Origin of the sequence: Pseudomonas sp. ADAK18, from assembly GCF_012935695.1 — a bacterium.
Lineage (GTDB): Bacteria > Pseudomonadota > Gammaproteobacteria > Pseudomonadales > Pseudomonadaceae > Aquipseudomonas.
Genome location: NZ_CP052859.1, coordinates 2,849,440 through 2,869,261, shown reverse-complemented (window position 1 = coordinate 2,869,261; position 19,822 = coordinate 2,849,440). Strand labels below are relative to the sequence as shown.

Annotated in this window: 18 protein-coding genes and 2 pseudogenes; 12 read left to right on the top strand and 8 right to left on the bottom strand. The window is 56.4% G+C overall.

The window, feature by feature from the left end:
* The first annotated feature begins 18 nt into the window (after positions 1 to 18).
* Complete coding sequence (locus tag HKK55_RS12805; RefSeq protein ID WP_169355020.1) at positions 19 to 1,182, top strand: acyl-CoA dehydrogenase family protein; 1,164 nt, start codon at positions 19 to 21, stop codon at positions 1,180 to 1,182.
* 66 nt (positions 1,183 to 1,248) lie between these two features.
* Positions 1,249 to 2,544 (top strand): MFS transporter, encoded by a 1,296-nt coding sequence (locus HKK55_RS12800; RefSeq protein WP_169355019.1) that lies wholly within the window; start codon positions 1,249 to 1,251, stop codon positions 2,542 to 2,544.
* Positions 2,545 to 2,549: 5 nt separating this feature from the next.
* Here HKK55_RS12800 and HKK55_RS12795 read toward each other — a convergent pair whose 3' ends face one another.
* Positions 2,550 to 3,491, bottom strand: a complete 942-nt coding sequence (locus tag HKK55_RS12795) for a LysR family transcriptional regulator (protein WP_169355018.1) — start codon at positions 3,489 to 3,491, stop codon at positions 2,550 to 2,552.
* Positions 3,492 to 3,739: 248 nt separating this feature from the next.
* Here HKK55_RS12795 and HKK55_RS12790 point away from each other — a divergent pair, with 248 nt between their 5' ends.
* Genes HKK55_RS12790 through HKK55_RS12780 form a run of 3 tightly spaced genes read left to right on the top strand, consistent with a single transcriptional unit; the run spans position 3,740 to position 5,550 of the window.
* Positions 3,740 to 4,120, top strand: a complete 381-nt coding sequence (locus tag HKK55_RS12790; RefSeq protein WP_237151349.1) for a YidH family protein — start codon at positions 3,740 to 3,742, stop codon at positions 4,118 to 4,120.
* Positions 4,117 to 4,431, top strand: coding sequence for a DUF202 domain-containing protein (locus tag HKK55_RS12785; protein WP_237151348.1), 315 nt, complete (start codon positions 4,117 to 4,119; stop codon positions 4,429 to 4,431). The genes HKK55_RS12790 and HKK55_RS12785 overlap by 4 nt, the downstream gene beginning before the upstream one ends.
* Positions 4,432 to 4,440: 9 nt before the next feature.
* Positions 4,441 to 5,550, top strand: a complete 1,110-nt coding sequence (locus HKK55_RS12780; RefSeq protein ID WP_169355016.1) for a CaiB/BaiF CoA-transferase family protein — start codon at positions 4,441 to 4,443, stop codon at positions 5,548 to 5,550.
* A 52-nt stretch (positions 5,551 to 5,602) separates the two neighbouring features.
* Here the strand turns inward: HKK55_RS12780 and HKK55_RS12775 are convergent, their stop codons facing one another.
* Positions 5,603 to 6,535: a LysR family transcriptional regulator gene (locus tag HKK55_RS12775; RefSeq protein ID WP_169355015.1), complete on the bottom strand. Its 933-nt coding sequence runs from the start codon at positions 6,533 to 6,535 to the stop codon at positions 5,603 to 5,605.
* A 110-nt stretch (positions 6,536 to 6,645) separates the two neighbouring features.
* Between HKK55_RS12775 and HKK55_RS12770 the strand changes: the two genes are divergently transcribed.
* From HKK55_RS12770 to HKK55_RS12745, 6 genes are all read left to right on the top strand, one after another.
* On the top strand, positions 6,646 to 7,590 hold the full coding sequence (locus HKK55_RS12770; protein WP_169355014.1) for an NADP-dependent oxidoreductase: 945 nt from the start codon (positions 6,646 to 6,648) through the stop codon (positions 7,588 to 7,590).
* Between the two features lie 418 nt (positions 7,591 to 8,008).
* Positions 8,009 to 9,373: a benzoate 1,2-dioxygenase large subunit gene (benA, locus tag HKK55_RS12765; RefSeq protein ID WP_169355013.1), complete on the top strand. Its 1,365-nt coding sequence runs from the start codon at positions 8,009 to 8,011 to the stop codon at positions 9,371 to 9,373.
* A complete protein-coding gene (benB, locus tag HKK55_RS12760; protein WP_169355012.1) occupies positions 9,370 to 9,858 on the top strand; it encodes a benzoate 1,2-dioxygenase small subunit in 489 nt (162 codons plus the stop codon). Before benA ends, benB begins: the two co-directional genes overlap by 4 nt.
* Positions 9,859 to 9,890: 32 nt before the next feature.
* A complete protein-coding gene (gene benC, locus HKK55_RS12755) occupies positions 9,891 to 10,904 on the top strand; it encodes a benzoate 1,2-dioxygenase electron transfer component BenC (RefSeq protein ID WP_169355011.1) in 1,014 nt (337 codons plus the stop codon).
* Between the two features lie 26 nt (positions 10,905 to 10,930).
* Positions 10,931 to 11,689, top strand: a complete 759-nt coding sequence (locus tag HKK55_RS12750) for a 1,6-dihydroxycyclohexa-2,4-diene-1-carboxylate dehydrogenase (RefSeq protein WP_169355010.1) — start codon at positions 10,931 to 10,933, stop codon at positions 11,687 to 11,689.
* 147 nt (positions 11,690 to 11,836) lie between these two features.
* Positions 11,837 to 12,811 carry an AraC family transcriptional regulator gene (locus HKK55_RS12745; protein ID WP_169355009.1) on the top strand — a complete coding sequence of 325 codons (975 nt, stop codon included), beginning with the start codon at positions 11,837 to 11,839 and terminating at the stop codon, positions 12,809 to 12,811.
* On the opposite strand, the pseudogene ispG reads toward HKK55_RS12745, so the two are convergent.
* The 5 genes and pseudogenes from ispG to HKK55_RS12720 form a co-directional block, all read right to left on the bottom strand.
* Positions 12,777 to 13,970: pseudogene (gene ispG / locus HKK55_RS12740) on the bottom strand (flavodoxin-dependent (E)-4-hydroxy-3-methylbut-2-enyl-diphosphate synthase); the annotation flags it as partial. The gene HKK55_RS12745 and the pseudogene ispG overlap by 35 nt on opposite strands.
* Before the next feature lie 97 nt (positions 13,971 to 14,067).
* Positions 14,068 to 14,562, bottom strand: a complete 495-nt coding sequence (locus HKK55_RS12735) for an Lrp/AsnC family transcriptional regulator (RefSeq protein ID WP_336604617.1) — start codon at positions 14,560 to 14,562, stop codon at positions 14,068 to 14,070.
* A 107-nt stretch (positions 14,563 to 14,669) separates the two neighbouring features.
* Positions 14,670 to 15,425 carry an HpcH/HpaI aldolase/citrate lyase family protein gene (locus HKK55_RS12730; protein ID WP_169355007.1) on the bottom strand — a complete coding sequence of 252 codons (756 nt, stop codon included), beginning with the start codon at positions 15,423 to 15,425 and terminating at the stop codon, positions 14,670 to 14,672.
* Between the two features lie 48 nt (positions 15,426 to 15,473).
* Positions 15,474 to 16,679, bottom strand: a complete 1,206-nt coding sequence (locus HKK55_RS12725) for an amino acid aminotransferase (protein ID WP_169355006.1) — start codon at positions 16,677 to 16,679, stop codon at positions 15,474 to 15,476.
* A 57-nt stretch (positions 16,680 to 16,736) separates the two neighbouring features.
* Positions 16,737 to 18,122, bottom strand: coding sequence for an amino acid permease (locus HKK55_RS12720; protein ID WP_169355005.1), 1,386 nt, complete (start codon positions 18,120 to 18,122; stop codon positions 16,737 to 16,739).
* Between the two features lie 159 nt (positions 18,123 to 18,281).
* Between HKK55_RS12720 and HKK55_RS12715 the strand changes: the two genes are divergently transcribed.
* On the top strand, positions 18,282 to 18,779 hold the full coding sequence (locus HKK55_RS12715; RefSeq protein ID WP_169355004.1) for an Lrp/AsnC family transcriptional regulator: 498 nt from the start codon (positions 18,282 to 18,284) through the stop codon (positions 18,777 to 18,779).
* A 358-nt stretch (positions 18,780 to 19,137) separates the two neighbouring features.
* Here HKK55_RS12715 and HKK55_RS12710 read toward each other — a convergent pair.
* A pseudogene (locus HKK55_RS12710) lies at positions 19,138 to 19,822 on the bottom strand (autotransporter domain-containing protein); the annotation flags it as partial.

Genomic DNA, 19,822 nt, shown 5'->3' with positions numbered 1-19,822 from the left:
CGCAGAAGAGAATTAGACATGATCGAGCCAAGCGAAAAAGCCAAACGCATTATCAGCGACATGGGGACGTTCATCCGTGACGAAATCATCCCGCTCGAAAAGAAAGAGCAACTGCAATGGGGCGAAGCGTACCCCAAAGCCCTGCTTACCGGTGTCTGGAAGCGCTCTTGCGAGCTGGGGTTCTACAACATCATGCTGCCCGAAACCCTGGGCGGTGCCGGGTTAAGCGTGGTGGATCTGTGCGCGGTTAAAGAGGCGGCGATTCTCACCGGTTCGATGCTCGCCCCGCACGTGCTGGGGGAGTTGAGCGGGCCGCCGCGTATTGGTCACCTGTTCCGGGTCGCCAGTGAAGTGCAAATTGAACGGTTCCTCCAGCCTGTGTGCCGTGCGGAAAAAGCCGTGTGCTTTGCCCTCACCGAAGCAGAAGCGGGTTCGGACGCCGCCGCGATCAAGACCAGCGCCCGGCTCGAGGGTGATCACTACGTGCTTAACGGTGCCAAGCGCTACATCTCCGGCGCCCCTTATGCGGATATTGCGGTGTTGCTGGCGGTCACCGGGCCTGGCCAGGGCGCGGCGGGCATTTCCGCGTTCTTCATTGATCTCAAGGCGCCAGGGGTGCAGATCGATTCTGACTATCAGGTCATGTCCGGCGCCGGCAGCCACGGGAATATCGAGCTGTGCGACGTCAAGGTGCCGGTGGCTAACCGTATTGGAGAGGAGGGGGCTGGGTTCAAGCTGGCGATGGGGCGCATTACCCTTAACCGGCTGCTGCATTGCCCGACCATGTTGGGAATGGCCGGATTGGCCTTGAACCTGTCGATCGACTATGCCCGAACCCGTACTCAGTTCGGCAAGCCGATCGCCATGTTCCAGGCGGTCAACCATATGATCGCCGACATGGCCACAGAGCTGCTTGCTGCACGCAGCATGATGTACGCCACCGCAGCATTGAACGATGCTGGCGGTGATATCAAGGTGCAGGCGCCGATGTGTAAAGTGTTCGCCTCGGAAACGGCGTTTCGTATCGTCGACCGCGCAGTACAGGTCCATGGTGGCGCCGGACTGATCCGTGGTAACCCGGTGGAGTGGCTCTTCCGGGCAACCCGCATGATGCGGATTCTCACCGGCACCAGCGAGATTCAGCGCAACACGATTGCCAAGGGCATTTTGATGCCTAACTGAAGGGCAGGCCTGTAACGCCTGCCTGCGGGCAGGCGACTAAAACATAACAATAATCAGGGGTACCGCATGCTCACTGTTGAATCTGCCTACCGCCCGAGGGCCGCTTGGACGATTGCGGCGCTGCTGGCCGTGATGATGTTGGTTAACTTTCTGGATAAGGTCGTCATCGGCCTGGTTGCTGTGCCGATGATGCAAGAGCTGGCGCTTTCTCCAGCGCAATTCGGTCTTGTCGCCGGTGCGTTGCACTGGCTGTTTTCGATTTCGGCGGTGGTCGGCGGCTTTATCGCTAACCGCAAACCCACACGCTCCTTGTTGCTTGGCATGGGTATCTGTTGGGCGCTGATTCAACTGCCCATGCTGTTTGCCACCTCACTGTGGGCGATCGTCGCCTGCCGGGTGTTGCTGGGGATCGGTGAGGGGCCGGCGTCACCCGTGGCGACCCACGCGTTGTACAAGTGGTTCCCCGATAACAAGCGCAGCCTGCCCGTTGCCCTGTTGCATTCAGGCAGTGCCCTGGGGGTGCTGGTGGCAGGGTTACTGATCCCCTGGATCAGCCTGCACTATGGCTGGCGGATAAACTTTGCGGTGCTGGCGCTGGTCGGCCTGATCTGGTGTGTGGTCTGGTACCGGTTTGGGCGGGAAGGGCAGTTGGACAGTGTCCCTGAGGAGGCTGCGGTACCCGATGCAGACCGCATACCTTATCGTCGGCTGCTGACGGACCCTACGGTGCTCGGCAACTACTTCGGCCACTTTGCGGCCAACTGGTCGCTGGCGTTGACGTTGACGTGGGTACCGGCTTATTTGGAGAAAGGACTGGGCATGGCCTCGCTGAACGCCGGGAGGATGTTCGGAATTTTCGTGCTGGTGACCACACCCCTCAGCCTGATTATGGCCTGGTGGTCTCAGCGGCTGTTGCGCCGTGGCCTGCCTTCACGCGTGGCGCGGGGTATGTTCGTTTCACTGTGCCTTATTCTCAGCGGGTTGCTGGCGGCATTGCTGGTGTTGCCGGGGTTGTCGTTGTTTGAACGAATGGCTTGCCTGACGTTCAGCGGTGGCCTGGCGCTGGTGATGTACTCGATCGGCCCTGCGATGCTGGCTGAAGTCGTGCCCAGTGGGCAGCGCGGCAGCATGTTGGCCATTGGTAACGCCTGCGGCTCGCTGGCGGGCCTGGCGGCTCCAGTGGTCACCGGGTTCCTGGTGCAAGGTGCTACGGGCATCAACGGTGAGGGTTACGCCCATGGTTTTCTGGTGTGTGGGGCGATTCTGGTGATCGCAGGGCTGACGTGCCTGTACATGATGAACCCGCAGCGCTCGCGCATTCAGTTACAGCGCGAGAGGGCTCTGAGCGCCGCGCGTGCCTGAGCCATTCAAGCGTCTTCCTGAGGGCGAGGTTGTTCGATCAATTCGCCTTTCCAGCGACCTGATTGTACGGTCTCGACCAGGATTGACCGGACCAGGTCGCGCATGCACGAGGCGGCAAACGACAGTGGTTTGTGGGTCGAGTGGGCAATCGCAATAGTGCGTTGCAGGCTCGGCTCGACAATCCTCAACGCCGACTGCTGCGTCCCTTCCTCGACGGCCGGCCAATTACAAATGGTCGCCGCCAGACCACAACGTACCAGGCTGCTGAGTCCTTGAGCCGTCTGTTGCTCGTAGACCACATTGAGTTCGACCCCGGTCTGCATGGCCGCTTGTTCTGCCCGGCGCCGCAAATGCGAGGCGCTTCGCGGCGCCATAACCAGCGTACTGGCCGCGGCCTTGGCCAGGGTGATGATACCGCTGTCATTGGGCTCTGTCCGTTGGCCCAGCCAGTACAGCTCTTCGATGAACACCGGGTCGGCATGCACGTGCTCGAGTTCCTCGGCGTTGGGCACCACACCAAAATCCACTTTGCCCAACTCAATCGCTTCGCCACCTTCCTGGCTCAGGCCGTCACGTACGGTCAGCTCGATGCTCGGAAACTTTTCACTGGCCCGGGTAATGATCAGCGGCAGTAGCAGCGCCGATGCGGTGACCGGGATGGCGATGGCCACGTGTCCCTTCGGGTTGCCCTTGGTGGATTCCAGTTCGTCCTTGACCGAATCGACGGTCTGAATCACCGAGCGGGCGATTTCGTAGAGACGTCGACCCGCGTCAGTCAAGTTGATGCCGTCGCGCTGACGCTCCAGCAACTGCACCTCCAATTCTTCCTCCAGCAATCCAATCTGTCGGCTCAACGCCGGCTGGGCGATGTACGCCCGCCGTGCGGCAGCCGAGAAGCTGCCGGCTTCGGTAATGGCAATCAGATAACGGAGCTGTTTCAGCGTCATGGACGATTCTCTGGCCATGCCAAAGCGTTATGGCATGTATTGAAAGTTGATATTTGTTTAAAAAAAGCCGGCTTCTTAGTATCACCAAACCGGGCATTGAGACTACTCATTCATGCGACAGATCGGCGTCAGCCGGTCACAGCATGGTCTGGAGAATGTGCTCTTCAGTACGCACGGGATTGAGCTGCAGGTTTGCCACGGTGCGGCATCCAAAAAGTCGGCGTTATGAATACAAGGGTGCGCTCGGAGTGAAATCATCAAATTTCAGATTCAACCTGAACCGTTACGTGTTAGGTGAAGGACAAGCACCTGATCCGCGTTTCACGTTGGCCAATGAAAGAACATTTCTTGCCTGGATTCGTACGGCACTGGCGCTGCTTGCCGGTGGTGCTGCTGTCGAGGCGTTCGCCTCATCCGTGCTGAGTGAGAGCGGCAAAGTGTTGCTGGTCAGCCTGCTGTTAAGCCTGAGCCTGCTGGTCAGTGTCGGGGCATTTTGGCGTTGGCTGGGTGTGGAGCGAGCATTGCGGTGTGGCGCCGAGTTGCCGATGTCGTCGCTGGTTCCGGTGCTGTCCGTGTGCTGTGCGGGTGTGACGGTGGTTGTCTTTACGCTGTGCTGGGGGCGTGTTTGAGCGATGCCGGACTGCAAGCGGAGCGCACGGTGCTTGCTTGGCGCCGTACGCAGTTTTCAGTGTTCCTGGTGGCGGTACTGGCGGTGCGCTGCTTCTCCCACCATCCCGCATTTGCCCTGTTTATTTCGTCACAGGCGGCTTTGCTGGCGATGGTCATGACGCTGGGTCAACGACGTCGTTACGACAGTCATCGTGCCGCGTTGCTGTCTGCCGAAGCGGCAGCAAGCCCACTGAGGATAGTGCTGCTGAGTCTCTACGTTTCATCGATAACGTTGGCTGCCCTCATGGCAGTGCTGTTGTGGTCATTGTGAGGAATGGAAATGAAACCAGAGTGGTCCTGTCTCAAAGACGTGAAAATTATCGACGCCAGTCAGTTGCTGCCGGGTCCGCATGCGACCTCGTTACTGCTGCAACTGGGGGCCGACGTCATCAAGGTGGAGCGCCGTGGTAGCGGTGACCCGTCCCGCGAATTGGGCAGCGCGGTCTTTGCCCAATTCAATCGCGACAAGCGTTCGGTTGCGCTGGACCTCCGTGACAGCGCAGACCGCGAAGCCTTCCTTGAACTGGTGCGTGGCTGTGATGCGGTGGTTGAAGGGTTCCGCCCTGGGGTGATGAACAGTTTCGGGTTGGGTTATGACGACCTGGTCAAGGTCAACCCCGCGATTGTCATGTGCTCCATCTCGGGCTTTGGCCAGACAGGGCCCTACGCGGACAACGCCGGTCACGACCTAAACTACCTCGCGATGGCCGGGTACTGGGCGGCGCCGGTGCAGGTCGAGAGCAAGGTGGCACGCCCAGGCGTGCGGGTGTCGGACTATGCCGCTTCCAGCTACGCGGCATTGTCGTTGGTGGTCGCGATCATGAGTGCGCGGCAAAACGGCTACGGTCAGCATTTGGACGTGTCGATTCACGACAGCATTCTTTCATGGACGGCGCCCACCGCCTGGCTGGCCAGGAGCTTTGAGAACAACCCGGTGATGTCGCCTCTGGTGATGCCGGAGAATGACATTTTCGAGACTCAGGACGGTCGTCATCTGGCGTTGGGCATTCTCGAAAACAAGTTCTGGGTCAATCTGTGTGATTGCCTCGGCGAGGTATTTCCTCTGCTCAAGGACCCACGATTTTCAACCCGGATGGGCCGCTTGGCGTGCAAGCTTGAGGTCAATCAACTGCTCAAACAGATTTTCTTGAGCAAACCGCTCGCTCAGTGGACCCAGTACTTCGCGGATGTTGATTTGCCGTTCTCACCGCTGCTCGGCGCGAATGAGCTGTTTGGTGATGCTCACGTGCAATCACGCGGCACCCTTCGTGAATTTGCGAAGGAAGGCACCATCGCCGTGCGTTTTCCGGTCAAGTTCTCTCTGGGGTTGCCTGATTCGCAAGGCAAGGTTCCCGCGCTTGGGGAGTTCACTCCAGGCGCGACAGAATGAGAGTTTCCACCCTCGGCGTCAGCACTGCCTGCCAGGGCGTAGACGTCTCAGGTTATTCGCTCGGCGCCATTCCCAACTGCGGAATGTTTTCAGAGAGGTAATCGATCAGCGCCCTGACCGAGGGCAACATGCCTCGACGTGTCAGGAACACCAGATGGAGCACCAGTTCAGGCGCTCCCCACCCTGGCAGAACCACTTCCAGTTGACCCTGAGCCAGTGCCCGAAAGCACGCGACGTCTGGCAACATCGCGACGCCCAGGCCTTGCACTGCTGCTTGCAGCAGTGTCTCGTGGTCGCCACTCATCAATACCGGCTGATGCCGGACCACAGCACGCTCCTGGTCAGGGCCGACCAACTCCCACTCCTGTATATCGTCTTTTAGTTCAAAGCAGAGGGTTGATGTCAGTGCCAGGTCGTCCGGATGGGACAGCGCTGGCAGGCGTTTCAGATAGTCCGGGCTTGCGACCAGAATGCGCCGGCTAATCCCCAGAGGCTTGGTCACCAGCTCGCTGTCCATATGACCTGGCTGGCGCAAGCGTATCGCGATGTCGATGGATTCGGTCAGCAGATCCACAGGGCGATCAGTCGCCATCACCTGTACCCGCACTTGTGGGTAGGCCAGCATGAACTGCGGTAAACACGGTGCGATAAAGACTTGCGTGGCGAGGATCGGGCAACTGATGCGTACCAGCCCGCGGGGTGCCGCGCTCGCCATGTCGATGACTTCTTGCGCCGCCAGCGCTTCGGTAATCGAGGCCTTGCAATGGGACAGAAAACGCGCACCGATGTCAGTCAGCGAGACCTGTCGTGTAGTGCGCTGGAACAGGCGAACACCCAGTCGTTGCTCAAGTATCGCCACCCGGGCGCTGAGTCGGGATTTGGGTATTCCCAGCGCACGTTCCGCCGCCGAGAAACCGCCATGTTCCGCCACCATCGAGAAAAGGTAGAGGTCGTTCAGATCCTGCAGTACGGCGGGTCCTGACATCTTATTGTCCGATATTGAGTAACGGTTAGTCCGATTCTAGTGAGTTTACCAAGTATTGTCTTTTTATTAGGCTGTGGCTCTCTCAGATTTCACTCCCCAGGGGATCAATCATGAAAGCAGTCGCCGTCAATGCGTTTGGAACCGCTCCAGTCCTCATGGACCTGGTGCGTCCCGTTCCAGAGGCCGGACAGATACTCGTAAAACTTCAGGCCAGCGGGCTTAACCCATTCGATTGGAGAGTGGGCGACGGCATCCTCAAGGGAAAAATCCCCCACCTCTTTCCCTTGATACTCGGTGTTGATGGCGCAGGCGTCGTTGAAGCTATCGGAGCAGATGTCCAGCGTTTCAAACCGGGTGACCGGGTGCTGGGGCAGTTCCTCTTCGGGCGTGCAGGTCAGGGCAGCTATGCCGACTATGCGGTGATCGATCAAAACGCTGTCCTGAGCCGTTATCCGCAGACACTGCCCGCCACGTTGGCGGCAGCACTGCCTACCGCAGGCATCACGGCCCTACAGCTCAGTCAGCGGCTTGATCTGGCACCTGGCAGCACCGTGTTGATTGTGGGGGCGACGGGGGGCGTCGGTTCGTTTTTGACGCAGTTGGTAACCATGAACGAACTACGCGTCATCGCAACGGCTTCGGGGTTAGCTGCCGAACGGATGCGCGTGCTGGGCGCGGTGAAAACACTCGATTATCATGCCACCCCCATCGACGAGTGGATCGGCACTCACTACCCGGAAGGTATCGACGCGCTGGTGGACCTCGTCAGCGATGCTGCCGGGTTTGCTCTCCATGCCTCGCTTGTAAAGAACGGGGGTGTGGCCCTGAGCACGGTGTGGTCAGCTCGAGCAGACGAGCTTCTGGCGCGTGGGATCAAGGGAGGTAATTTTGAAGTTAAGGCAACCTCAGCCGACCTGGATCTGTTAGTGAGGACTGCCGTGGCCGGCGAGCTATCGATTCCTGTCGAGCGACAAATCACCCTGGCGCAAGTGCCTGCCGCACTGGCAGAAAACCGGGCAGGTGGTGCGCGAGGTAAAACCGTGGTTGTTCTTTGAGTCTGACACCTTACTGCTGCCCTAAGTGATGACTGACGGCAGCGACTTTTTGAAACAGTTCATTATTGAAACAAAGGCGACCTGAAGGGTTAATGCCGATCAGTTAAGCGAACACAGAGCCTCAAGACAGAGAAGATCAAAGGTGGGAGTTGTCGAGCCCCAGCGAGGCTGCGATAGCGGTGGGTCAGGCAGCATCAATGTTGACGGTGCCGACGCCATCGCAGCCTCGCTGGGGCTCGACAGCTCCCACACTGGATCTGCTTCGGTTGTTGGATCTCCATTCCTTAACTGACTGGCATTAACCTGAAGGGTCGCCTTTGTGCAAAAACCGGATAACAGTCTGCACGCAACGGATATTGAAGACCCCGCCAACCGATGAAACTGGAGCAGCCCAATAAAAACAATGGAGGCTCTGACCATGTCCATCGGCGTCGAGTATCTCAATTCCTTGCTCGAAGAAAACCGTGAAGCAGGCATCTATCGCTGCAAGCGCGAGATGTTTACCGACCCCCGCCTGTTCGACCTCGAGATGAAGCACATCTTCGAAGGCAACTGGCTCTACCTGGCCCACGAAAGCCAGATCCCGCAAAACAACGATTACATCACCCTGCAGATGGGACGCCAGCCGATCTTCATCGCGCGCAACAAAGAGGGTGTGCTCAATGCCTTTCTCAATGCCTGCAGTCACCGTGGTGCGATGCTTTGCCGGCACAAGCACGGCAACAAGGCTTCTTACACATGTCCTTTCCACGGCTGGACCTTCAACAATTCCGGCAAGTTGCTCAAGGTCAAGGACCCGAGCAACGCCGGCTACCCCGAGAGTTTTAACTGCGAGGGCTCCCATGATCTGACCAAGGTGGCCCGGTTCGAGTCCTACCGTGGGTTCCTGTTTGGCAGCCTGAACCCGGATGTGGTGCCTTTGGTCGAGCACCTGGGCGAGTCGGCGAAGATCATCGACATGATTGTTGATCAATCCTCCGATGGCCTGGAAGTGCTGCGTGGCTCGTCCAGTTATATCTACGAAGGCAACTGGAAACTGACTGCTGAAAACGGTGCCGACGGCTACCACGTCAGCTCCGTGCATTGGAACTATGCCGCGACGCAGAACCAGCGCAAGGAGCGCCAGCGCGGTGACAGCAATCCGACCATGAGTGCCGGGGGCTGGGCCAAAAGCGGAGGAGGGTTCTACTCGTTCGACAAAGGGCACATGTTGCTGTGGACGCGCTGGGCCAACCCTGAGGATCGTCCTCTGTATGAACGCCGTGACCAGTTGGTCAGTGATTTTGGCCAGGCGCGTGCTGACTGGATGATCGGTAACTCACGCAATCTTTGCCTGTACCCCAACGTCTACCTGATGGACCAGTTCAGTTCGCAGATTCGTATTGCCAGGCCCATTTCGGTCAACCAGACCGAGATCACCATCTACTGCATCGCACCGGTAGGCGAAAGCGCAGAAGCCCGGGCCCGGCGCATTCGTCAGTACGAGGATTTTTTCAACGTCAGCGGCATGGCAACGCCTGATGATCTGGAGGAGTTCCGCTCTTGCCAGGTTGGCTATCAAGGCAACGCGACGGCCTGGAACGATATGTCACGGGGCGCAGAGCACTGGGTCGAAGGCCCGGATGACGCCGCCGTGGAGATTGACCTGCACCCGTTGCTCAGCGGTGTTCGTACCGAGGACGAAGGCCTGTTCGTCCAGCAGCATAAGTACTGGCAGGACACCCTGCGGCAAGCCGTGGCCACCGAGCAGACGGGCAAGATTCCCGCGCGGGAGCTCCCATGAGTATCGCTTACGACAGCGTCCGCGACTTCCTGTTTCGCGAAGCCCGTTACCTCGACGACAAGCAATGGGACCCATGGCTTGAGTTGTACGCCGTCGATGCCACGTTCTGGATGCCGGCCTGGGATGACGATGACGAGCTGACCGAGAACCCGCAAAGCGAGATTTCGCTGATCTGGTACGGCAGCCGCGAAGGGCTGGAAGACCGTGTTTTCCGGATCAAGACCGAGCGTTCCAGTGCGAGTATTCCGGACACCCGCACCTCTCATAACCTGAGCAATATCGAGATCATCGAGCAGAGCGCAGACCAGTGCCTGGTACGGTTTAACTGGCACACCCTGAGCTTTCGCTACAAGACCGTCGACAGCTATTTCGGCACCAGCTTCTACACCCTGGATACACGCGGGGAGCAGCCGCTGATCAAGGCCAAGAAAGTCGTGCTGAAAAACGATTATGTCCGTCAGGTCATCGATATCTATCACTTGTGAACCGGGTTGAACACGGTCATGCGAGGTATGCCATGAGCCACAAGATTGCACTGAATTTTGAAGACGGCGTGACCCGCTTTATCGACGTCACACCGAGCGAAACCGTGGCCGACGCGGCCTACCGTCAAGGCATCAATATTCCACTGGATTGCCGCGATGGCGCCTGCGGTACCTGCAAGTGCTTTGCCGAATCCGGTGAATATGACTTGGGTGAGGAATACATCGACGACGCCTTGACCGCCCAGGAGGCTGTCGAAGGTTATGTGCTGACCTGTCAGATGCGCGCCAAGGGCGATTGTGTGGTGCGAGTCCCGGCCTCTTCGCAGGTCTGCAAGACCGGGCAATCCACCTATCAGGGCGTGATACAGGAGGTGCGGCGTTTGTCTGACAGCACGCTGTCATTGCTGCTCCAGGGCGAAGCGCTGGCGGATCTGGCGTTTCTGCCGGGCCAGTACGTGAACCTTCAGGTGCCGGGCAGCGATCAAAGCCGTGCGTACTCGTTCAGTTCAGTTCAGAGAGACGGCCGGGTCAGCTTTCTGATCCGCAATGTCTCCGGTGGCCTGATGAGCCGCTTTCTCACCGAGCTGGCCAAGGTGGGCGACCCCATGAGCCTGGCCGGCCCATTGGGCAGCTTCTATCTGCGACCGATCAAACGCCCCCTGTTATTGCTGGCTGGAGGCACCGGCCTGGCGCCGTTCACGGCCATGCTCGACACCATCGCCGAGCTGGGCAGTGATCATCCACTGCACCTGATCTACGGCGTGACCCACGATGGGGACCTGGTGGAAATGGATCGCCTGAAGGCATTAGCCGAGCGTATTCCCAACTTCACCTTCAGTGCCTGTGTGGCGAACCCGGACAGTCAATGGCCGCAAAAAGGCTATGTTACCCAGCATATCGGCGCCGAGCATCTGAACGACGGTGACGTGGACATCTACCTGTGCGGGCCGCCACCGATGGTGGAAGCCGTGAGTCATTACCTGCGTGAGCAGGGCATCGCTCCCGCCAACTTCTACTACGAAAAATTCGCCGCCAGCGTGGCATGAGTCAGCCAAGCGTTTTCGAGGTCGCCATGAACATGAGATTCAACGATAAGGTCGCGCTGGTCACTGGCGCGGCGCAGGGTATAGGGCGTGGTGTGGTCGAGCGCTTGCTGCTCGAAGGCGCTCAGGTGGTGGCTGTCGACCGTTCCGAGCTGGTCCACGAACTGCCGGCCGAGGTGCTCGCCCTGACTGCCGACCTGGAACGTTATGAAGATTGCCAGCGCGTCATGACCGAGGCGATACAGCACTTTGGCCGGTTGGACATCCTGGTCAACAACGTCGGCGGTACGATTTGGGCCAAACCTTTCGAGCATTACTTGCCGGATGAAATCGAGGCTGAGGTGCGCCGCTCGTTGTTTCCGACCTTGTGGTGTTGCCACAGCGTGCTGCCCCATATGCTGGAACGAGGCAGCGGGGTGATCGTCAACGTTTCGTCCATTGCCACGCGCGGGGTCAACCGGGTGCCCTATGGTGCCGCCAAAGGTGGCGTGAACGCGTTGACGGCGTGTCTGGCTTTCGAAACGGCTGGGCGCGGGGTGCGTATCAACGCCACGGCGCCCGGAGGAACCGAGGCCCCTGCGCGGCGTATTCCGCGTAATAGCAGCGTTGCCACCGAGCAAGAGCAGCAGTGGTACGCGCAGATTGTCGAGCAGACGAAGGACAGCAGCTTGATGAAGCGCTACGGGACGATCGACGAGCAGGTCGGGGGCATCCTGTTCCTGGCGTCCGACGAGGCGTCCTATATCACCGGCGTCACGCTGCCGGTGGGCGGGGGCGATCTGGGTTAACAGAACATTTGAATACCTTGGAGGTATCGTACTCAACCCAATCCGTATTGGCGCCCAGGCTGATCGTGTCCGAGAATCGATAACCTGCCTGTGACGTGCTCCAGCGTTTCAAGCCTGATTCATAAAAACAATAGAAGGGTGATCGCCGTGAATATGCCCCTGCTCAGTGAGCGCAGCGAGGTGTTCAAGAACGCCGACCCGCATGCGGTTTCCTGCTATGTGAATCAGCATGTCGGCAGCCACTGCATTCAATTGCCACGCAAGGCCGACGCCCATGCCCGGTTGAATCACCGAAAGTTTGCCAGCCTGGACCTGTGCCGTATCAGCTACGGCACCAGTGTGCGCGTGGTCTCCCACGCGCTGGAGGACATCTTCCACTTGCAGGTCTTGTTACGCGGCAACTGCCTGTGGCGTGGCCCCGCCGGGGTCCATCACCTGGTACCGGGGGAGTTGCTGTTGATCAACCCCGATGATCCTGTGGACCTGACGTACTCCCAGGATTGCGAGAAATTCATTCTGAAGGTGCCGACGCAGTTGCTCGAGTCCATCTGCCAGGAGCAGCGCTGGCTCTACCCGCGTGAAGGCATACGTTTCCTGCAACAGCGCTATTCACTGGACCAGTTGAAAACCTTCGTTCCGTTGCTCGCCACCCTCTGCACCGAAGCCGAAGACGGGGAGGCGTTGGTTCGGGTGCAGGAGCACTATGCACAGATCGTGGCCAGCAAGATGCTGACCCTGATGCGCAACAATGTACGGCGTGAACACCTGGCGTGTTCCAACAGCACCTTCGAACGGCTGGTGGATTACATCACTCGCAACCTGCAACAGGAGATCAGCGTCCAGAGTCTTGCCGAGCAGGCACAACTCAGCGTGCGCTCCTTGTACAGCCTGTTCGAAAAGCACATGTCCACCACGCCACAACGGTTTATCCGCGAGCAGAAGTTGTCACGTGTGCACGCCTGCCTGGCCGACCCCAGCTGCAATGTGAGGAATGTCACCGAGTTGGCGCTGGATTATGGGTTTGCGCACCTGGGGCGTTTTGCCGAGCACTACCGCAAGCAATTTTCCGAGTTGCCTTCCGATACGCTCAAGCACCGTGGGCTGGCTCATTGCGCACCCTGATCGTGTTTCTCTCAAGCATGCCTTCGAGCAGAAGCCTGGCTGATTCCTGCTTCCCGTAATGCGCCGCCACATAGGCTTGCAGCAAATCGGTGAAGTCCTGGGCAATACCCGGTCCTTTGAGGATGGCGACACGCTCACCGTCCATGTACACCGGCGCTGAAGGGTTTTCCCCTGCGCCCGGCAGGGAAATACCGATATTCGCCAACCGGCTTTCTCCGGGGCCGTTCACCACGCAACCCATGACCGCCACGTGCATATGCTCGACACCGGGATACAGACCTTTCCAGACCGGTGTCTGCACCCGCAGAAACGCCTCGATCTGCTGCGCCAGTTCCTGAAACAGACTGCTGGTGGTACGGCCGCAGCCTGGGCAAGCCACTACGGACGGGGTGAAGGCGCGCAGGCCCATGGTCTGCAGAATCTGTTGCGCAACCAACACTTCTCGGTTGCGGTCACCATTGGGCTCCGGTGTAAGGGAAATGCGCAAGGTATCGCCGATACCTTCCTGCAACAGCACCGCCAATGCGGTGGAGGAGGCGACGATACCTTTGGTACCCATGCCCGCCTCGGTTAGCCCCAGGTGCAGCGGAAACTCGCAGCGCCCGGCCAGGTTGCTGTACACCGCGATCAAGTCCTGCACATGACTGACCTTGGCGGACAACACAATGTGATCCGCCGGCAGGCCGACTTCGATGGCGCGGTAGGCGTTTTCCAATGCAGAGACCACCAGGGCCTCGCGCATCACCGCATCCGCGCTCAGCGGCTGGGCGAGCATTGCGTTGGTGTCCATCATGCGCGCGAGCAAGTCGGGATCAAGGCTGCCCCAGTTCACCCCAATCCGCACCGGTTTGTCGTAGCGGCAGGCGATCTCGATCATGTTGCAAAACTGCTCGTCGCGCTTGGCGCCTTTGCCGACGTTGCCGGGGTTGATGCGGTACTTGCCCAACGCCTCGGCGCATTCGGGGTAGGCCGCGAGCAGGCGATGACCATTGAAGTGAAAGTCACCTACCAGCGGTACGCTGACGTTGCGTCGGTCCAGCAGCTCTCGAATGTTTGCGACCTGGGCGGCGGCGTCATGACTGTTGACCGTGATCCGTACCAGTTCGGCGCCGGCCAACGCCAGGCTCTCGACCTGACGCGCCGTGGCCTGGGCGTCGGCGGTGTCGGTGCGTTGTACCTATAGGACTTGCGAGGTTCAGGGGCACGAGCTGCTCTTGGTGTACTGACCACCCATGTCAAGACGTTTTGCAAACGTGTCAGGGTGAGCGGTGATACCCGTTAGGTATTTGCAGTGGCAACGCAGTAGTGCTTTTTATCATCTTCATAGGGATCTCAGTCTTCACGCTTCTAACGCCCTGGTCATTACCTAAGCAGGCGAGTTGGAATAAGCCGAATACCTCTAAGTCAGGTACTACAACCTTGAGCAGGAAATGACATTCAGATGCCATCAAGTGACACTCCAAGACTTCTGATAGGGATTGCACAAACCCGCTAAACTGTTCTATCGCCTCGGCAGCTTGGGACTTCAACCACACTCGGACAAAGAGCGTAATAGATTTTCCGATCTTGTCCGGGTTTACCACCGCAACATAGCGTTCAATGACGCCATTGACCTCAAGTTTGCGTACGCGTCGTGAACAAGGGGACGCAGATAGATCGACACGCTTGGCTAACTCAAAATTTTGTAGGCTACCGTCTTGCTGCAGCACGCGGAGTATATGCAAGTCGATAGAATCTAACTTCATATTAATGGTATATCCCTTAAGCGACGGTCGCGCTGTATCATTTTAACCTGAGGCAGCAGCAAACATGATGTTTGGCTGCGTTTGCTGCTGTTTCAAGCCAGTCCATGGTTTGGCTATTTCGTTATGGACAACACTGCGCTAATGCTTTTTAGACCTTGCTGCAGGTGCATCACATCCGTTCCAATGATTTTCATGGGGAACTCTGCGAATTTTTTTACATCACCTGCAGTGGGTATAAAAATACCTACGTTAATGCCGGAGGCTTCACAAATTTCCCGAATAGACAAGATCATTGACTCTAAGGTAGGGCGCTCATGCTCCTCCACGACGCGCAGACTTAGGCCCAGATCAAATGGTCCAATGAACACCGCATCTATACCTGGAACGTTAATAATTTTCTGAGCGTTGCGTACGCCCTCCAAGGTTTCAATTTGCACGATAACGCAGGTGCAATCATGGGCATGTTCAGTATCAGACTGTAGCGCGGCGCCATAGCTTGAACCACGCGCAATCCCAACCCCCCGTGAGCCTTTTGGGGAATAGTAGGCAGCCTTGACGATCAGCTGTGCATCTTCTTCCGTCTCCACCCGTGGAACGATGATTCCATCTGCACCGGAATCCAGTGCCCAGCCAATCCATCCAGACTTGGCATCGGGCACACGAACGAGTGCCGGCAGTTGGACGCATTCAGCAGCCCGAATCATGTTCTCCAGGGTTTCGCGTCCGACTGCCGAGTGCTCGGCATCAATGCATATAAAATCAATACCACTGACGGCACAGGCTTCCACCGATGCCGGATGCGGAATCGAAATAAAGCAGCCCGCGATGGGATGCTTTGCTCTAACCCACTGTTTTATTGTGCTTTTCATAATGCAGTTCCTCGATCCTCACGCTGTGTGAGGCATGACTTACGAAGTTCAGGCAAAACCAAGGCCCATGGCCAGAGTCATCGACTCCGCCACATAGTCCAGATTTGTCGGCGTAAGGCCTGCCAAACAGATTCGTCCTGAACCCACCAAGTAAATAGCTTTCTCGTTACGCAGCCATTTAATCTGCTCTGCATTCAGCCCGGTGAAGCTGAACATTCCGCTTTGTACGGGCAGATAGGCCACGCGGTCATGGCCGACTTTATCCGCAAGTCGTTCATACAAACCCGTTCGCATAGACTGAATACGGGCGCGCATAGAGTCCAGTTCTTGCTCCCAGATCATTCTGAGCGCCGGTGTTGTCAGCACTTTCTCGATGATTCTGGCGCCGTGAGTAGGTGGGCTCGAATACGTCCTGCGAGCGACTGCTTTCAGTTGCCCGAGTACATTTGTTGTCTGCGCGGCGCTTGGACAAACGATGCTGAGGTTGCCCACACGCTCGCCATAAAGAGAAAAGTTCTTCGAGAATGAGTTTGCTACCAGGAACGAAGCGCCTGCATTTAACAGCGCTCGAAGTGCATACGCGTCATTTTCCAACGACTTGGAAAAACCTTGATAGGCCATGTCCAAGAAAGGTATCAATCCTCGCTTGGCCACAAGAGCGCTCAGCGTATCCCACTCTGTGTTGGAGAGTTCAGCGCCAGTAGGGTTGTGAGCGCATGCATGCAGCACAACCACACTGTGCGTTGGCAGCTTTTCTAAGCAGTCGATCAACGCATTGAAGTTTACGCCGCCGGTGTGGACGTCATAATAAGGATAACGGTTAACCTGATAACCACTTGCCTTGAAAATGTCGTCGTGAGTTTCCCAAGTAAAATCACTGATCCAAACGTTATTGCAGTTCAGATTATGCTTGAGAAAATCCGCACCTACCCGCACGGCACCGGTTGCACCTACGGTCTGCACCGTCACTACCCGATCGCCTGCAGTGTTGTTGTGATAATTGCCGAAGATCAGCTCCTGAGCAGCTACGCTGAACGCATGCATCCCTTCCATCGGCAGGTAAGGCCTGGGCCCGAAATCTTGGGAAATTTCATGTTCTGCCCTTTGCACCGCTTTCATGTAGGGGATACTGCCACCTTCATTGCAGTACACACCTACGCTGAGGCTGACCTTCTCTGTCCTAGGGTCCTTTTCGAATTCTTCGAACAAACTGTAGATAGGGTCGCCGTGATAATACTCTACATTTCTAAACATTTGATGAACGCCTTGTCGTCTGTTTTTTAAACTTTATTCAGTGGGCGGGATGAAGGGTTATGCAATGCCATCAACTAAATCGAACGTTTTGTTCCGGTATTTTAGGTAGTATAGGGCGCTGAGAAAAATAATAAACGGAACGCCCGTCAGTAACGTAAGTTGGAAGTCTTTATACATCGCGGTGCTAGCCATCAACGACACCATCAGTACTAGGCCGAGGACAGTATATATTGGATATCCTTTAATTTTCAGGGCGGGTTCGAGGCCATCTTTTTTCAAGGCCCTGCGAAAGAAAATATGAGTAAGAAAAATCATTGCCCAGACAAACATCAGCGCAAACATTACCACTGCCACCATCCAGATGAATGCTTCTTTCGGCCAAACGACAGTGATTGCTACACCAACAACAGCGCCTACGCTGGAAAGTGCCAATGCTGCGGCTGGTACGCCCCGTTTATTGAGTTTGCTTAGCTTCTTAGGTGCCTGGCCTGCGCAGGAAAGGCTAAACATCATCCGGGTTGTTACATACAGGAGGCTGTTCATTGCTGACAGCGCAGCGATCAGTACAATGAAATTGAGTACCCCGGCAGTCCAAGGAATATTAATAACTTCCATGACTTTTACAAAAGGACTACCCCCTGAGCCGGCTTGTTGCCATGGCACGATAGCGAGCATCAAAGAGATTGATAGGATATAGAACAATACCAACCTGATAACAGTTCCACGGAATGCAGTTACAATAGCTCGTCGAGGGTCGACGGCTTCGCCGGCAGCAACAGCAATCATCTCGATGCTGGTGTAGCTGAAAACGGCAATCAGAGTGGCATTCCACACGCCGGCAAAACCATGGGGCATGAAGCCACCGCTGGATATATAGTTATGGAATCCCACGCCAGGCAAATTCATGAAGAATACGACATAACTTGCAAGCAAGATGAAAGCAATGATGGCCGCAATTTTTATTGAAGAAAATACGTATTCGATAGTACCGAAAACTTTCACGTTTAGAAGGTTAGATCCGACCAGAACTACAGCCAGGAGCGCTCCCCATAACCCAGGCTGCGAATTTGGAAGCCAATACCTTGCGTATGTGTCGACTGCGCTAATTTCTAGGCCAATTGCCAGAACCATACCAGCCCAATATGTATATCGAACGACAAATCCTGCCCAAGGGCCCATGTAACGCTCAGCACATGCACCAAATGATCCTGCGTTAGGGTGAGTAACCGTCATTTCTGCCAGGCATGCGATAAGCATGATTGATATAAGTGCACCAATGGCAAAGCTAACAATGACGGCAGGGCCTGCTGTCGTTGTCGCGTAACCACTCCCTAAAAATAGTCCTGTACCGATGGCCCCTCCAATGGCAATCATGCTCATTTGGCTAGAGGATAGTCCCCGCTGCAAGCCTGCCTCACGCCGATCAATTTGGTCAGTTATCATTTTTATATTTACCTTGAGTCGATGTAGTTACTGATTAGCGAATTGGCGAAATTCGCAAACCGAGTGTATACCTGCAAAAACAACGCTCGGTAGATCTATTCGCCTTGCTTTGATAATATGCATACAACAATAATTTTTTGCGAATCAAGGGAATAAGTTATGCGCGAAGCTTTGGATTCTATAGATTTGGCAGTCTTGAGTGAGCTTCAGGAAAACGGTCGGTTGACCACGTCGGAGCTAGCACCCCGTGTGAACCTATCCCAGTCCCCTTGCTGGAGACGATTAAACAAGCTTGAAACGTCTGGTGTCATTCGGGGCTATCACGCGGAGATAGATCGAGCGAAAGTGGATCTAGGGTTTTTGGTTTTTGTTATGATCACACTAGATTATCAGTCCGCCGTTCGTGTTAAAGAGTTTCAGACTGAAGTGGTAAAGATTCCCGAGGTCGTAATGTTTCATTCTATCTCTGGGCTCGAAGATTATATTTTGGTTGTTTTGTCTAAAGACTTAGATAGTTTTTCAAATCTTCTTCACAGTAAGCTGCATCAATTGCCGGGCGTGAGTAGGCTTCATACACATATTTCACTGAAAGAACTAAAAGGGCGTATTGCCGAGGTGCCTATTCTGATGGGAGATGCGCTTTTTGATAAAAAATAAATCTATCGGCGCACGGTTTATATAAGAGCCTATGCATGGCTGCATGCGGTCCCCTCGGTCGGACCTTGCTCTTTGTACTCCTCACTGTATGTGGAGGGAGTAGACAAAATTATGTCATGAGTCGGCACGCGAGCATGCGCGCCCCGGCCAGCCATACCCGCGCTTAACTCGTGGTATGCAGTCAATCATGGTTAGCCGCTGAGTCCTCTTATTACTTAAACGCTGTGCAAGCAGAAGGAGTGGTAAGTTTAGTTTTTTGTCTACACACTCTAACTAAGGTATAGGGCGTTAAGAGTGTCCAGGAAGCGTCGCCTACAATATGAGCTCCGGGTTGACTGCACGTTCACTCCGAAGGCGCTTACCAGCTTATCCTCACCCCAGCATTCCCACACACCCTCCAGTGCGTTGGTGTCCAGGTTCGTATTGTAATCCGCAGCCAGGTACACACTGACCGTGGACGATAACCGTGCAACCACACCCACCCCGACATCAGCGGAGGAAGACTTGTGATCACTCTTGATCCGGTCAACGTCATCGTAGGTCACCGTGTCACTGCCACCGAAAGTCCGCCAGGCGTTGGCCCGCACGTAGGGTTCGATCGGCGTGTTCTGCACCAGGTAGCGCCCCTTCAGGCGTGCACCGAGCCGACCGGTCCAGTAGTCCTGGGAGTCGAATGAGACCTTGGAAATACCGTCATTCTGGCTGTCCATGTCGATCTGCTGGTTGATCACTTGCACCTGCGGCTCCACCACCTAGTGCTCGGATATGGCAATCGGATAGCCGGCCTCGGCAGACAACGCCAATGCGTGACCCTTGCTGTCCATCTTCATGCCACGGTCGGATTTGTTATCACCATCCAGACGTGTGCCCATGGCTACCAGGTCAACGTACCAGCCAATTTTCGGGTCGGTCAGGGTCCAGTAGGCGCCGAAGTTGTCACCGTCGAGTTTGACTCGGCCTGAGCGACGGTCCTGGAAGCCTTCGGCGAAGCCTTTGACGTCGCCCCGCAGTTGGGTTTGGCCGACGAACAGGCCGAAGCGCTG

What these genes read in the sequence shown, in the direction of transcription:
- HKK55_RS12805 (WP_169355020.1), top strand. Translation starts at nt 19, where the DNA reads ATGATCGAGCCAAGCGAAAAAGCCAAACGCATTATCAGCGACATGGGG.
- HKK55_RS12800 (WP_169355019.1), top strand. Translation starts at nt 1,249, where the DNA reads ATGCTCACTGTTGAATCTGCCTACCGCCCGAGGGCCGCTTGGACGATT.
- HKK55_RS12795 (WP_169355018.1), bottom strand. Translation starts at nt 3,491, where the DNA reads ATGACGCTGAAACAGCTCCGTTATCTGATTGCCATTACCGAAGCCGGC.
- HKK55_RS12780 (WP_169355016.1), top strand. Translation starts at nt 4,441, where the DNA reads ATGAAACCAGAGTGGTCCTGTCTCAAAGACGTGAAAATTATCGACGCC.
- HKK55_RS12775 (WP_169355015.1), bottom strand. Translation starts at nt 6,535, where the DNA reads ATGTCAGGACCCGCCGTACTGCAGGATCTGAACGACCTCTACCTTTTC.
- HKK55_RS12770 (WP_169355014.1), top strand. Translation starts at nt 6,646, where the DNA reads ATGAAAGCAGTCGCCGTCAATGCGTTTGGAACCGCTCCAGTCCTCATG.
- benA (WP_169355013.1), top strand. Translation starts at nt 8,009, where the DNA reads ATGTCCATCGGCGTCGAGTATCTCAATTCCTTGCTCGAAGAAAACCGT.
- benB (WP_169355012.1), top strand. Translation starts at nt 9,370, where the DNA reads ATGAGTATCGCTTACGACAGCGTCCGCGACTTCCTGTTTCGCGAAGCC.
- benC (WP_169355011.1), top strand. Translation starts at nt 9,891, where the DNA reads ATGAGCCACAAGATTGCACTGAATTTTGAAGACGGCGTGACCCGCTTT.
- HKK55_RS12750 (WP_169355010.1), top strand. Translation starts at nt 10,931, where the DNA reads ATGAACATGAGATTCAACGATAAGGTCGCGCTGGTCACTGGCGCGGCG.
- HKK55_RS12730 (WP_169355007.1), bottom strand. Translation starts at nt 15,425, where the DNA reads ATGAAAAGCACAATAAAACAGTGGGTTAGAGCAAAGCATCCCATCGCG.
- HKK55_RS12725 (WP_169355006.1), bottom strand. Translation starts at nt 16,679, where the DNA reads ATGTTTAGAAATGTAGAGTATTATCACGGCGACCCTATCTACAGTTTG.
- HKK55_RS12720 (WP_169355005.1), bottom strand. Translation starts at nt 18,122, where the DNA reads ATGATAACTGACCAAATTGATCGGCGTGAGGCAGGCTTGCAGCGGGGA.
- HKK55_RS12715 (WP_169355004.1), top strand. Translation starts at nt 18,282, where the DNA reads ATGCGCGAAGCTTTGGATTCTATAGATTTGGCAGTCTTGAGTGAGCTT.